8 protein-coding genes, 16 tRNA genes, 2 rRNA genes and 1 riboswitch are annotated in these 13,119 nt (G+C 46.1%); of the genes, 5 read left to right on the top strand and 21 right to left on the bottom strand.

Annotated features, from left to right (window positions below; translation table 11 throughout):
- Nucleotides 1–216: 216 nt before the first annotated feature.
- Complete coding sequence (katA, locus tag AAHT65_RS11670; RefSeq protein ID WP_343310262.1) at nucleotides 217–1,668, top strand: catalase KatA; 1,452 nt, start codon at nucleotides 217–219, stop codon at nucleotides 1,666–1,668.
- Nucleotides 1,669–1,777: 109 nt separating this feature from the next.
- On the opposite strand, the gene AAHT65_RS11665 is transcribed toward katA, so the two are convergent.
- The 3 genes from AAHT65_RS11665 to AAHT65_RS11655 all read right to left on the bottom strand — a co-directional run bounded on the left by AAHT65_RS11665 (nucleotide 1,778) and on the right by AAHT65_RS11655 (nucleotide 5,045).
- Nucleotides 1,778–1,960, bottom strand: coding sequence for an FbpB family small basic protein (locus AAHT65_RS11665; RefSeq protein ID WP_010788025.1), 183 nt, complete (start codon nucleotides 1,958–1,960; stop codon nucleotides 1,778–1,780).
- A gap of 298 nt (nucleotides 1,961–2,258) precedes the next feature.
- A complete protein-coding gene (gene thiC, locus AAHT65_RS11660; RefSeq protein ID WP_343310261.1) occupies nucleotides 2,259–4,031 on the bottom strand; it encodes a phosphomethylpyrimidine synthase ThiC in 1,773 nt (590 codons plus the stop codon).
- Between the two features lie 140 nt (nucleotides 4,032–4,171).
- Nucleotides 4,172–4,281, bottom strand: a riboswitch (TPP riboswitch).
- Nucleotides 4,282–4,349: 68 nt separating this feature from the next.
- Entirely contained in the window at nucleotides 4,350–5,045 is a 696-nt protein-coding gene (locus AAHT65_RS11655; RefSeq protein WP_199680573.1) for a Type 1 glutamine amidotransferase-like domain-containing protein, read from the bottom strand.
- 100 nt (nucleotides 5,046–5,145) lie between these two features.
- Here AAHT65_RS11655 and AAHT65_RS11650 point away from each other — a divergent pair, with 100 nt between their 5' ends.
- The 4 genes from AAHT65_RS11650 to AAHT65_RS11635 all read left to right on the top strand — a co-directional run bounded on the left by AAHT65_RS11650 (nucleotide 5,146) and on the right by AAHT65_RS11635 (nucleotide 7,759).
- On the top strand, nucleotides 5,146–5,925 hold the full coding sequence (locus AAHT65_RS11650) for a sporulation protein (protein ID WP_343310260.1): 780 nt from the start codon (nucleotides 5,146–5,148) through the stop codon (nucleotides 5,923–5,925).
- 94 nt (nucleotides 5,926–6,019) lie between these two features.
- The gene (locus tag AAHT65_RS11645) at nucleotides 6,020–6,244 is read left to right on the top strand and encodes a hypothetical protein (protein WP_035175039.1); all 225 of its coding nucleotides are present in this window, start codon (nucleotides 6,020–6,022) and stop codon (nucleotides 6,242–6,244) included.
- Nucleotides 6,241–6,600 (top strand): spore coat protein, encoded by a 360-nt coding sequence (locus AAHT65_RS11640; protein WP_081112778.1) that lies wholly within the window; start codon nucleotides 6,241–6,243, stop codon nucleotides 6,598–6,600. The genes AAHT65_RS11645 and AAHT65_RS11640 overlap by 4 nt, the downstream gene beginning before the upstream one ends.
- A 22-nt stretch (nucleotides 6,601–6,622) precedes the next feature.
- Complete coding sequence (locus tag AAHT65_RS11635; protein WP_199680577.1) at nucleotides 6,623–7,759, top strand: zinc-dependent alcohol dehydrogenase; 1,137 nt, start codon at nucleotides 6,623–6,625, stop codon at nucleotides 7,757–7,759.
- Between the two features lie 48 nt (nucleotides 7,760–7,807).
- Here AAHT65_RS11635 and AAHT65_RS11630 read toward each other — a convergent pair.
- The 18 genes from AAHT65_RS11630 to AAHT65_RS11545 all read right to left on the bottom strand — a co-directional run bounded on the left by AAHT65_RS11630 (nucleotide 7,808) and on the right by AAHT65_RS11545 (nucleotide 13,116).
- A tRNA-Leu gene (locus AAHT65_RS11630) sits at nucleotides 7,808–7,889 on the bottom strand.
- A 672-nt stretch (nucleotides 7,890–8,561) separates the two neighbouring features.
- Nucleotides 8,562–8,650, bottom strand: a tRNA-Leu gene (locus AAHT65_RS11625).
- 6 nt (nucleotides 8,651–8,656) lie between these two features.
- A tRNA-Cys gene (locus AAHT65_RS11620) sits at nucleotides 8,657–8,727 on the bottom strand.
- 5 nt (nucleotides 8,728–8,732) lie between these two features.
- A tRNA-Gly gene (locus tag AAHT65_RS11615) sits at nucleotides 8,733–8,807 on the bottom strand.
- 47 nt (nucleotides 8,808–8,854) lie between these two features.
- Nucleotides 8,855–8,926, bottom strand: a tRNA-Gln gene (locus AAHT65_RS11610).
- Between the two features lie 9 nt (nucleotides 8,927–8,935).
- Nucleotides 8,936–9,011, bottom strand: a tRNA-His gene (locus AAHT65_RS11605).
- Between the two features lie 25 nt (nucleotides 9,012–9,036).
- A tRNA-Trp gene (locus tag AAHT65_RS11600) sits at nucleotides 9,037–9,110 on the bottom strand.
- Nucleotides 9,111–9,120: 10 nt separating this feature from the next.
- Nucleotides 9,121–9,205 (bottom strand) — tRNA-Tyr (locus AAHT65_RS11595).
- Between the two features lie 18 nt (nucleotides 9,206–9,223).
- Nucleotides 9,224–9,296 (bottom strand) — tRNA-Thr (locus tag AAHT65_RS11590).
- A 5-nt stretch (nucleotides 9,297–9,301) separates the two neighbouring features.
- Nucleotides 9,302–9,377, bottom strand: a tRNA-Phe gene (locus tag AAHT65_RS11585).
- Between the two features lie 15 nt (nucleotides 9,378–9,392).
- Nucleotides 9,393–9,469: transfer RNA gene (locus AAHT65_RS11580), tRNA-Asp, on the bottom strand.
- 39 nt (nucleotides 9,470–9,508) lie between these two features.
- Nucleotides 9,509–9,585: transfer RNA gene (locus tag AAHT65_RS11575), tRNA-Met, on the bottom strand.
- 7 nt (nucleotides 9,586–9,592) lie between these two features.
- Nucleotides 9,593–9,668, bottom strand: a tRNA-Val gene (locus AAHT65_RS11570).
- 10 nt (nucleotides 9,669–9,678) lie between these two features.
- Nucleotides 9,679–9,750 (bottom strand) — tRNA-Glu (locus AAHT65_RS11565).
- A 35-nt stretch (nucleotides 9,751–9,785) separates the two neighbouring features.
- Nucleotides 9,786–9,876: transfer RNA gene (locus tag AAHT65_RS11560), tRNA-Ser, on the bottom strand.
- A 5-nt stretch (nucleotides 9,877–9,881) separates the two neighbouring features.
- A tRNA-Asn gene (locus tag AAHT65_RS11555) sits at nucleotides 9,882–9,956 on the bottom strand.
- Nucleotides 9,957–9,965: 9 nt separating this feature from the next.
- Nucleotides 9,966–10,081, bottom strand: a 5S ribosomal RNA gene (gene rrf / locus AAHT65_RS11550).
- A 107-nt stretch (nucleotides 10,082–10,188) separates the two neighbouring features.
- A 23S ribosomal RNA gene (locus AAHT65_RS11545) occupies nucleotides 10,189–13,116 on the bottom strand.
- Nucleotides 13,117–13,119: the final 3 nt, after the last annotated feature.

Below are 13,119 nucleotides of genomic sequence, written 5' to 3'. Positions count from 1 at the left end.
GCCTCAATGTCGATTTGAATGTAAATAACATATTAATTCAAAGTATTCCGACATGTCAACTATTTTTTAAAAACTAAAACTTCTTATCAACACGTTCTCACTGGTTAGCAGTATTACTCTTTTATAAAAATATTTATTTTATAATAATTATAAAATAATATTGACTTTTTTATAATAGATGGTATTATAACTTTATAAATTCCAAGAGGTGATGATATGAGTTCAAATAAACTTACGACTAACTGGGGCGCTCCGGTTGGAGATAACCAAAATTCAATGACAGCCGGTTCTCGCGGACCAACTTTAATTCAAGATGTACACTTGCTTGAAAAATTGGCCCATTTCAATAGAGAACGTGTTCCTGAGCGTGTTGTTCATGCTAAAGGTGCCGGTGCCCACGGTTATTTTGAAGTGACAAATGATCTGACTAAATATACAAAAGCGAATTTCTTATCAGAAGTCGGAAAACGCACACCGCTATTTGTACGTTTTTCTACAGTGGCCGGTGAACTTGGCTCTGCTGATACAGTACGCGACCCTCGCGGATTTTCAGTGAAATTATATACTGAAGAAGGGAACTATGACATCGTCGGTAACAATACCCCTGTATTCTTTATTCGCGATGCGATCAAATTCCCAGACTTCATTCATACACAGAAGAGAGATCCGAAAACACATTTGAAAAACCCTACCGCTGTATGGGATTTTTGGTCTTTATCCCCTGAATCACTTCATCAAGTCACCATCTTGATGTCTGATCGCGGAATTCCAGCTACACTGCGCCACATGCACGGTTTTGGAAGCCATACATTCAAATGGACAAATGCCGAAGGCGAAGGCGTATGGATCAAATATCACTTTAAAACAGAACAAGGCGTGAAAAACCTTGATGTAAAAACAGCTGCAAAAATCGCTGGTGAAAATCCGGATTATCATACAGAAGATTTGTTCAACGCGATTGAAAACGGTGATTTCCCCGCATGGAAATTATATGTGCAAATCATGCCTTTAGAAGATGCAAATACGTATCGCTTCGATCCATTTGATGTCACAAAAGTATGGTCTCAAAAAGACTATCCGCTGATCGAAGTTGGACGCATGGTTCTTGACAGAAATCCTGAAAATTACTTTGCTGAAGTAGAACAGGCGACATTCTCTCCAGGAACATTGGTGCCGGGTGTCGATGTATCACCTGATAAAATGCTCCAAGGCCGTCTGTTTGCATATCATGATGCGCATCGCTATCGTGTGGGCGCGAACCATCAATCCTTGCCAATTAACCGTCCTCGCAATGAAGTGAAAAACTATCAGCGTGACGGCCAAATGCGCTTTGACAATAACGGCGGCGGTTCCGTATATTACGAGCCTAATAGTTTCGGCGGACCGACTGAATCACCTGAAGATAAACAAGCCGCATATCCGGTATCCGGGGTGGCTGACAGCGTCGGCTACGATCATAACGACCACTATACTCAAGCCGGCGATCTTTATCGCTTAATGAACGAAGACGAGCGTACACGCCTTGTCCAAAACATCGTTGATGCCATGAAGCCGGTAGAAAAAGAAGAAATCAAATTGCGTCAAATCGAGCATTTCTACAAAGCGGATCCTGAATACGGAAACCGGGTTGCGAAAGGGCTCGGCCTGCCGATTAAGAAAGAAGTTTGACCTTACAAAAAACCGCTGACAACGTGATCAGCGGTTTTTTTTCATTCAAAAGATATTCTCATTTAACGGTTTGAATTGAAAAATGCATTTGCCTCAAAATAAAAGACACTTATCTGGTTCCTGCATGTTTTTCATCAATTTTCATATAAATCTCCTCCATCTGATGTTCATTATTCAGAATCTCCCATTTGTTTTTTTCAATAAGCAACTCCAAACTTAACGTTTGTTTCTTATATTTTTTTCGTTTTTTCGGTTTTTTCCGCCCTGCCGGCACATATTTTTTAACTCCCATGACAAACTCCTCCCGATTCCACGCATGCCCGCTTATCAGATACAAAAAGGCCCTTATCTATGACAAAAGATAAGGGCCTTCGGTGATCCGATCAGCTTGCATATGGAAATATTTATTCATCATCTTAATTCACACTATACCTACCTGTCAACTATAATTTGAGACAGCGGCACCTTAAATACAAACCTTATGGCCAATCATTTCATCAAAGGGGTCCGGCTACGCTTACCATTTATGGTTCGGACACAATAAAAAAACAGATGAAGATGCTTAAAACTCCATCTTCATCTGCCGCCTTTTATTGATATAAATTGCTTCCCGTCTCTACGAACTCTTTTGCCTTTTCTTTTAATCCTTCATCTATAGCTTCAGATTCATTAAGATTATTTTCCTTCGCATAATCCCGAATATCCTGTGAAATTCTCATACTGCAAAACTTCGGTCCGCACATCGAACAGAAATGAGCCGTCTTTGCTCCTTCCGCAGGCAATGTTTCATCATGATATTCAATCGCCCTTTCAGGATCGAGGGAAAGGTTAAACTGATCACGCCAGCGGAATTCAAAGCGCGCTTTTGAAAGGGCGTCATCGCGCATTTGTGCTCCCGGATGCCCTTTTGCAAGATCAGCCGCATGAGCTGCAATTTTATAAGTAATTACCCCTTCTCTCACATCATCGCGATTTGGCAGCCCCAAATGCTCTTTCGGCGTGACATAGCACAGCATCGCAGTCCCGTACCAGCCGATCATCGCCGCTCCGATGGCTGATGTAATGTGGTCATAGCCCGGTGCAATATCCGTCGTCAGCGGTCCTAACGTGTAAAAAGGCGCTTCTTTACAGATTTCCATTTGTTTATCGACGTTCTCTTTGATTTTATGCATCGGCACATGGCCAGGCCCTTCAATCATCACCTGTACATCATGCTTCCACGCAATTTGCGTCAGTTCTCCAAGCGTCTCCAGCTCCGCAAACTGCGCTTCATCATTCGCATCCGCAATCGAACCAGGACGCAGACCGTCACCGAGGGAGAAAGCAATATCGTAAGCCTTCATAATTTCACAAATCTCTTCAAAATGAGTGTATAAGAAACTTTCTTGATGATGGGCCAGACACCATTGCGCCATAATTGCCCCTCCGCGTGATACTATACCCGTTGTACGCTTTGCGGTTAAAGGCACATATCGAAGCAAGACTCCCGCATGAATGGTAAAGTAATCAACACCTTGTTCCGCCTGTTCAATCAATGTATCGCGATACACTTCCCACGTTAAATCCTCAGCAACCCCATTCACCTTTTCAAGGGCCTGGTAAATCGGCACTGTTCCCACCGGCACCGGGCAATTGCGGATGATCCATTCACGAGTCGTGTGAATATCCTTCCCGGTAGAAAGATCCATCATCGTATCCGCTCCCCAGCGAATCGCCCATGTCATCTTTTCGACTTCTTCTTCAATTGACGAAGTGACCGCAGAATTCCCGATGTTCGCATTGATTTTCACATGGAAATTCCGCCCGATAATCATCGGCTCGCTTTCAGGGTGATTCACATTGGAAGGAATGATCGCACGTCCACTTGCCACTTCATCTCTCACAAATTCCGGAGACACATGCTCACGAATCGCGATAAACTCCATTTCCGGTGTAATGATGCCTTTTTTCGCATAATGCATTTGAGTCACATTTTTTCCCGTTTTAGCCCGAAGCGGATTTCGTTTTAATCCTGGATAGCTTTCATTTTGATTTGCTTTTTTATAGCCGTTGTCTTCCGGTTTAATGGCTCGTCCCTCATATTCTTCCACATCACCACGCACTGAAATCCACTCATGGCGCAGTGGCTGCAAGCCGTCATGAATATTAATCTGTTGATTAGGATCAGTATAAGGGCCGCTCGTATCATATACACGAACCGGCGCATTTTCTTCCTCGCCGAACGATCCAGTGGTCGGACTCAAGCCGATTTCTCTCATCGGCACTTGGATGTCCGGTGAAGAACCCTCCACATATACTTTTTTGCTTCCGGAAAAACTCGACATAATGGAAATGTTAGCTTGCTGTACTGAATTGTTTTGCATGAATAATCCTTCCCCCTCTATAAGTTTGAAAGGACCAACCAAGCTTTAGCACCAGCACAAAAAAACCGCGCTCATATGTAAGAACCCGGTTTGGCAGTCAGTCATAAAGAAATATATTATTGCCCAAAAAAACAATAATAAAAACAATTCCTCTACTTCCCCACGCTGGTACGAACCAGATCAGGTCCAAAGGGTTAAGAAGCAAACACTTCTCTCTCAGCCCGTCAGACGGGCACCCCCAGTAACTATTGATTTCGCTTTCATCTTATCATAAATACAGAATCGAAGAAAGAGAAATGTAGAAAATATTCAGCTAATTCAACTTAAGTGATGAACCGGCAATGAAATTTCAGTTATTTCATTCTCATGCACTGTCACCCGATATGCCTGTGCGCCAGCTCTTGAACTCACAACCTGAAACAGTTGATCTCCTATAAAGTGCAAGGCCGCTCCATCATCCGCTGCATAGCCTTCGCTCAAAGACTTTTCTGAAATAAGCCTGTGAAACGCCGGTCTCCTCTCCTTCTCTCCATCATAATGAGGACAAAAACTCCCTTGTAAAAACCCTAAGCCATTCAGGCCTGTTAACGGGCCATTCATCGAGTCCGTCACGCCCTCTTTAAACCAGCAAATGGCTCCGGCGCTTAATCCTGATAAAATAACGCCTCTCTCCCACGCCTCACGCAATATATGATCTAATCCCCATTCTTTCCAAAGCACAAGTAAATTCCGGGTATTTCCGCCGCCGACGTATACAATATCCTGTTCACATATAAATGAAGCCAGATCTGTTGAAGGCGGTTTAAACAAGGATAAATGGTCCGGCATACACTCAAGCTTTTGAAATGCATGATAAAACCGCTGAATATAGCTTTCGGAATCACCGCTCGCAGTCGGCAAAAAACATACCCGCGGTGCAGATTTTTTTGTTTGCTCCAAAAGATATTGATCAAGTAGCAGATGATCCGGCTCCATCGAAAAGCCGCCTCCGCCCATAGCTATAATTTGTTTCACAAAGCAACATCTCCTTCATTTAAAATAAATGAATCCCCACAGATATACAGACCGTATAATAAATGTCTTTCCATATGATAAGAAAAGGAGCCTTAAACACATGTCATTTTTTAAGAAACTGGCTGCAAGCGCAGGAATCGGAGCAGCAAAAGTGGATACGATTTTACATAAGTCAAATTATAGTCCCGGAGAAATGGTAAGAGGCACTGTCCGTGTCAAAGGCGGAAGTATTGAACAGCAAATCCGTCATATTGAAGTCATTGTTAAAACAAAGTATAACATTCAAGAAGATGATAAAGCAGAGACAAAATATAAAACTGTGACCTCCCATCGGGTGGCAAATGAATTTATGATAGGTGCCGGGGAAGAAAAAGTTTTTTCATTCAGCTGCCGGCTGCCGCTTGATACACCCGTTACTATCGGCAAGACAAAAGTATTTCTCATGACTGATTTAGATATTGAAGGCGGCATCGATAAATCAGACTATGATTCGTTTCACGTCAATCTCCACCCTTGGATGAACAATGTATTACAAGCCCTGCAGGAAATTGGCTTTAGGCTCCATGAGGCGGACTGTGAACATGCCCCCTATTTCCGCCGGCGTCTGCCATTTGTGCAGGAATCTGAATTTATCCCGCATTCCGGACCTTACAAAGGGCTGCTCGATGAACTGGAAGCCGTATTTCACCTCCACGAAGACGGTCTAGAGCTTATTCTAGAAGTAGATCGGAAAGCGAGAGGCCTTGCGGGCTGGCTTGAAGAAATGTATAACGATGGTGAGCGGCTGACAGAGGTTTACTTTAGTGAAAATGAATTAGAAGCCGGCACAGACAGACTGGCAGACAGACTAGATCAGCTCATCAGCCGATACGCAGAATGAAGAAATGATCCCATATGGTTCGGGATCATTTTTATTTTGTATAAATGGTTTAAACAAGGAAAGAATACACGGGAATCCGGGAGGTGAACGTTGTATGGCACAAGACCGTTTGGCAAACCACGAAACAATGGAAACACATGAAATCCTTAATTTTAAAACCGTCTGCTTATTGAAGTCAAAAATGATGCAGGGACTTGTGTTTGATCAAGAACTGAGAGCACTCATGGAAAAAGACGTGCAGCAATCGATAAAAGATATTACTGAGCTGCAAGCTTTATATACAAAAGCCCCAACGAGAAACGGAGGTAACCTTCATTGAACGATTACTTAGATCCCCAAAACGCGAAAGGAATGCCTGATCTTGCTGATTCCGCACTGGCTCTCGATTTCTTAATCTCAGTAAAAACCGGAGTCAGAAATTACGCGGCAGCCATCACAGAAACGGCAAGCCCTGAACTAAGAGCCGCACTGCGCCATCAATTAGATGCCGCCATTCACTTACACGGGGAACTATCCAGCCTCATGATTGAAAAAGGGTGGCTTCATCCCGCTGATACGGACAAACAATTTCAATTGGATATGAAATCAGCCCAAACAGCGATTGATATTGCCGGTTTGAAGCTATTTCCCGACAATACGAACCGGCTTGGAACATTTGCCACACCCGATAACTAGACAGCCAGAGGAGACATGTTGAATGAAAGCAGTGACGTATCAAGGGATTAAAGATATACGAGTCAAAGAAGTGAAAGCCCCCGAAATCAAAAAATCAGACGATATCATTGTTAAATTAACGACTACAGCGATTTGCGGATCAGATTTACACTTAATTCACGGTATGATACCAAATTTTCCGGAAGACTATATTATTGGTCACGAACCGATGGGAATCGTTGAAGAAGCGGGTCCTGACGTCCATAAAGTAAAAAAAGGCGACCGCGTCATCATCCCGTTTAATGTGAGCTGTGGTGAATGTTTTTTTTGTAAAAATCAGTTAGAAAGCCAATGTGACAACTCAAACGCCAATGGAGAAATGGGCGCATATTTCGGATACTCCGACACAACCGGCGGCTATCCGGGCGGACAAGCTGAATATATGCGTGTGCCATACGCCAATTTCACCCCCTTCCGCATCCCTGATGACTGTGAAGTAGAAGATGAAAAATTAGTCCTGCTCTCAGATGCCATGTCCACAGCCTATTGGAGCGTGGATAACGCCGGAATGAAAAAGGGAGATACCGTGATTATACTCGGATGCGGTCCGGTCGGGCTCCTAGCGCAAAAATTCGCCTGGCTGAAGGGTGCTGAAAGAGTCATAGCTGTCGACTATATTGACTACCGCCTTCAGCATGCAAAACGGACAAATAACGTAGAGATCGTAAATTTCGAAAACGAACAAAACACGGGAAGCTATCTGAAAGAAATCACGCAGGGCGGAGCCGATGTGGTTATCGACTGTGTCGGGATGGACGGAAAAATGTCGCCGCTTGAATTTCTCGCCACAGGATTAAAGCTTCACGGCGGTTCAATGGGCGCACTCGTCATGGCTTCTCAAGCTGTCCGTAAATGCGGCACCATTCAAGTAACCGGAGCATACGGCATGAGATACAATGCTTTCCCTTTTGGAGACATTTTTCAAAGGAACGTCAATATCAGAACAGGACAAGCGCCGGTTATCCATTACATGCCTTACCTATACAATTTAATTGCAGAAGGCAAAGTCGATCCCGGCGATATCATTACACATGTCTTACCCCTAGACCAAGCTAAAAAAGGCTACGAAGTATTTGACACCAAAACAGACGGGGCAATCAAAGTTCTTTTAAAACCATAAAAAAAGACGGTATTTCATTTTCTGAAATACCGTCTTTTTTCATTTTTATACCGGTGGTCGGGGTCGAACCGACACTCCAGAAGGAACACGATTTTGAGTCGTGCGCGTCTGCCAATTCCGCCACACCGGCAAGTATAATGTCCGTTTACAATTCGTATGTAACCGACGAATATAAATATATCATGCATTATCCAGAGAGTCAATAGATTTTTAAAAAAAGTATTTCTCGAATCTTCTATTAACTCAACATCACGGTTTCTTTAAACTCCTTTTCTTTAGAATAATACGAAAAAGGATTTGCATTATTACTCCAACTAATCTCAACCTCTTTGATTTCAGATATTTTGCTAAAGCTCACTTTACATGTTAGGAATAATAGCTGCCTGGTGAGGACTTACGGTAAAGTGATTATGCCCTATATTCGATACTTTCATCGCAATATGGGGAATCATCCTATTTAGAAACATATATGCTATCTAACGTAATTTTCATCCCTTCAAAGTACATCGTTTTGTGCTGCTCACTGACTAATCCCCTTTTATCTTTATATCTCATTTTGCAAATAAGTTAAAGCTTAGAATGTAATTATATGAAATAAAGAAAAACCTTTCTTTCCCAACGAAAATCATTAAGAAAGAAAAGTCCACGCTGCTGTTAGGCGCTGATAAATGCCTTTATAGTACCAATAAAATCTAACAAAAAAGAGTAATCTACAGTTAGTAGATCACTCTTTATATAAGGTATACGTTTAAGTTCGATAGCAAAAATGCTGCAAACCAATTTAACATTTATTAAGTTAAATTGGTGCCGAGGGCCGGACTTGAACCGGCACGGTAGTCACCTACCGCAGGATTTTAAGTCCTGTGTGTCTGCCAATTCCACCACCCCGGCAAAGAAAGGCGACACCCGGATTTGAACCGGGGATAAAGGTTTTGCAGACCTCTGCCTTACCACTTGGCTATGCCGCCATAATTGGAGCGGAAGACGGGATTCGAACCCGCGACCCCCACCTTGGCAAGGTGATGTTCTACCACTGAACTACTTCCGCATTTAAAGAACTTATAATAACATATGCAGTTGGTTTTAAAAATACAACTGGGCTAGCTGGATTCGAACCAACGCATGACGGAGTCAAAGTCCGTTGCCTTACCGCTTGGCTATAGCCCAATGATAATATGGGGCGATTGATGGGAATCGAACCCACGAGTGCCAGAGCCACAATCTGGTGCGTTAACCACTTCGCCACAACCGCCATAGTCTTAAGATGAATTATATAGTGGCAGGGGCAGTAGGAATTGAACCCACACCGGAGGTTTTGGAGACCTCTGTTCTACCTTTAAACTATGCCCCTAGAATAAAAATGGTGGAGGGGGGCAGATTCGAACTGCCGAACCCTGAGGGAGCGGATTTACAGTCCGCCGCGTTTAGCCACTTCGCTACCCCTCCATCTTATAAAAAACACAGTGCCGGCAAGAGGACTTGAACCCCCAACCTACTGATTACAAGTCAGTTGCTCTACCAATTGAGCTACACCGGCATAGGTGGTGGCTCGGGACGGAATCGAACCGCCGACACACGGATTTTCAGTCCGTTGCTCTACCAACTGAGCTACCGAGCCAAACTTTTTTAAAAATGGCGGTCCGGACGGGACTCGAACCCGCGACCTCCTGCGTGACAGGCAGGCATTCTAACCAACTGAACTACCGGACCATTTTAATGCACTCTGTTCTGAGTACTGATTTTAAAAATTGGTTGCGGGGGCAGGATTTGAACCTGCGACCTTCGGGTTATGAGCCCGACGAGCTACCGAACTGCTCCACCCCGCGATAATGATGGTGGAGGATGACGGGCTCGAACCGCCGACCCTCTGCTTGTAAGGCAGATGCTCTCCCAGCTGAGCTAATCCTCCATCATTTTAATGACCCGTACGGGATTCGAACCCGTGTTACCGCCGTGAAAGGGCGGTGTCTTAACCGCTTGACCAACGGGCCCTGATTGATTCATTTGAAATATGTATAAATAATAGTGGCGGAGAGCAAGGGATTCGAACCCTTGAGACGGGGTTACCGCCTACACGATTTCCAATCGTGCTCCTTCGGCCACTCGGACAGCTCTCCATTAATGGCTCCGCAGGTAGGACTCGAACCTACGACCGATCGGTTAACAGCCGATAGCTCTACCACTGAGCTACTGCGGAATGAAGTCTGCCTGGCGATGTCCTACTCTCACAGGGGGAAGCCCCCGACTACCATCGGCGCTGAAGAGCTTAACTACCGTGTTCGGTATGGGAACGGGTGTGACCTCTTCGCCATCATCACCAGACATTTTAGTGACAAATATCATTATACTATGTATTTCAGAAAAAGCAAGAGATTTTTTAAAAATTATTCTCTCAAAACTAGATAACGCGTAAGCACTAATTCAAAAGTGTGGTTAAGTCCTCGATCGATTAGTATCTGTCAGCTCCATGTGTCGCCACACTTCCACCTCAGACCTATCAACCTGATCATCTTTCAGGGATCTTACTTCCTTGCGGAATGGGAAATCTCATCTTGAGGGGGGCTTCATGCTTAGATGCTTTCAGCACTTATCCCGTCCGCACATAGCTACCCAGCGATGCCCTTGGCAGAACAACTGGTACACCAGCGGTGCGTCCATCCCGGTCCTCTCGTACTAAGGACAGCTCCTCTCAAATTTCCTGCGCCCGCGACGGATAGGGACCGAACTGTCTCACGACGTTCTGAACCCAGCTCGCGTACCGCTTTAATGGGCGAACAGCCCAACCCTTGGGACCGACTACAGCCCCAGGATGCGATGAGCCGACATCGAGGTGCCAAACCTCCCCGTCGATGTGGACTCTTGGGGGAGATAAGCCTGTTATCCCCGGGGTAGCTTTTATCCGTTGAGCGATGGCCCTTCCATGCGGAACCACCGGATCACTAAGCCCGACTTTCGTCCCTGCTCGACTTGTAGGTCTCGCAGTCAAGCTCCCTTGTGCCTTTACACTCTGCGAATGATTTCCAACCATTCTGAGGGAACCTTTGGGCGCCTCCGTTACTCTTTAGGAGGCGACCGCCCCAGTCAAACTGCCCACCTGACACTGTCTCCCCGCCCGATAAGGGCGGCGGGTTAGAAGGTCAATACAGCCAGGGTAGTATCCCACCGATGCCTCCACCGAAGCTGGCGCTCCGGTTTCCAAGGCTCCTACCTATCCTGTACAAGCTGTACCAACATTCAATATCAGGCTGCAGTAAAGCTCCACGGGGTCTTTCCGTCCTGTCGCGGGTAACCTGCATCTTCACAGGTACTATAATTTCACCGAGTCTCTCGTTGAGACAGTGCCCAGATCGTTGCGCCTTTCGTGCGGGTCGGAACTTACCCGACAAGGAATTTCGCTACCTTAGGACCGTTATAGTTACGGCCGCCGTTTACTGGGGCTTCAATTCGCACCTTCGCTTACGCTAAGCGCTCCTCTTAACCTTCCAGCACCGGGCAGGCGTCAGCCCCTATACTTCGCCTTACGGCTTCGCAGAGACCTGTGTTTTTGCTAAACAGTCGCCTGGGCCTATTCACTGCGGCTCTCTCGGGCTTGCACCCTAACAGAGCACCCCTTCTCCCGAAGTTACGGGGTCATTTTGCCGAGTTCCTTAACGAGAGTTCTCTCGATCACCTTAGGATTCTCTCCTCGCCTACCTGTGTCGGTTTGCGGTACGGGCACCTCTCACCTCGCTAGAGGCTTTTCTTGGCAGTGTGGAATCAGGAACTTCGCTACTATAATTCGCTCGCCATCACAGCTCAGCCTTATGGGAAACGGATTTGCCTATTTCCCAGCCTAACTGCTTGGACGCGGATATCCAATACCGCGCTTACCCTATCCTCCTGCGTCCCCCCATTGCTCAAATGGTGAGGAGGTGGTACAGGAATATCAACCTGTTGTCCATCGCCTACGCCTTTCGGCCTCGGCTTAGGTCCCGACTTACCCTGAGCGGACGAGCCTTCCTCAGGAAACCTTAGGCATTCGGTGGAGGGGATTCTCACCCCTCTTTCGCTACTCATACCGGCATTCTCACTTCTAAGCGCTCCACCAGTCCTTCCGGTCTGGCTTCACAGCCCTTAGAACGCTCTCCTACCACTGTTCGAAGAACAGTCCGCAGCTTCGGTGATACGTTTAGCCCCGGTACATTTTCGGCGCAGAGTCACTCGACCAGTGAGCTATTACGCACTCTTTAAATGGTGGCTGCTTCTAAGCCAACATCCTGGTTGTCTAAGCAACTCCACATCCTTTTCCACTTAACGTATACTTTGGGACCTTAGCTGGCGGTCTGGGCTGTTTCCCTTTCGACTACGGATCTTATCACTCGCAGTCTGACTCCTAAGGATAAGTCATTGGCATTCGGAGTTTGACTGAATTCGGTAACCCGGTAGGGGCCCCTAGTCCAATCAGTGCTCTACCTCCAAGACTCTTACCTTAAGGCTAGCCCTAAAGCTATTTCGGAGAGAACCAGCTATCTCCAGGTTCGATTGGCATTTCACCCCTACCCACACCTCATCCCCGCACTTTTCAACGTGCGTGGGTTCGGGCCTCCATTCAGTGTTACCTGAACTTCACCCTGGACATGGGTAGATCACCTGGTTTCGGGTCTACGACCACGTACTCATGCGCCCTATTCAGACTCGCTTTCGCTGCGGCTCCGCATCTTCTGCTTAACCTTGCACGGGATCGTAACTCGCCGGTTCATTCTACAAAAGGCACGCCATCACCCGTTAACGGGCTCTGACTACTTGTAGGCACACGGTTTCAGGATCTGTTTCACTCCCCTTCCGGGGTGCTTTTCACCTTTCCCTCACGGTACTGGTTCACTATCGGTCACTAGGGAGTATTTAGCCTTGGGAGATGGTCCTCCCGGATTCCGACGGAATTTCACGTGTTCCGCCGTACTCAGGATCCACTCTGGAGAGAACGAAGTTTTGACTACAGGGCTGTTACCTGCTATGGCGGGCCTTTCCAGACCTCTTCATCTACCTCGTTCCTTTGTAACTCCGTATAGAGTGTCCTACAACCCCAAGAGGCAAGCCTCTTGGTTTGGGCTGATCCCGTTTCGCTCGCCGCTACTCAGGGAATCGCATTTGCTTTCTCTTCCTCCGGGTACTTAGATGTTTCAGTTCCCCGGGTCTGCCTTCTCATATCCTATGTATTCAGATATGGATACCACTCCATTACGAGTGGTGGGTTTCCCCATTCGGAAATCTCCGGATCAAAGCTTGCTTACAGCTCCCCGAAGCATATCGGTGTTCGTCCCGTCCTTCATCGGCTCCTAGTGCCAAGGCATCCACCGTGCGCCCTTTCTAACTTAACCGTT

The organism is Bacillus atrophaeus (genome assembly GCF_039519175.1).
GTDB lineage: Bacteria > Bacillota > Bacilli > Bacillales > Bacillaceae > Bacillus > Bacillus atrophaeus.
The sequence above is the reverse complement of the archived record's forward strand: the minus strand, read 5'-3'. Positions and strand labels throughout refer to the sequence as shown.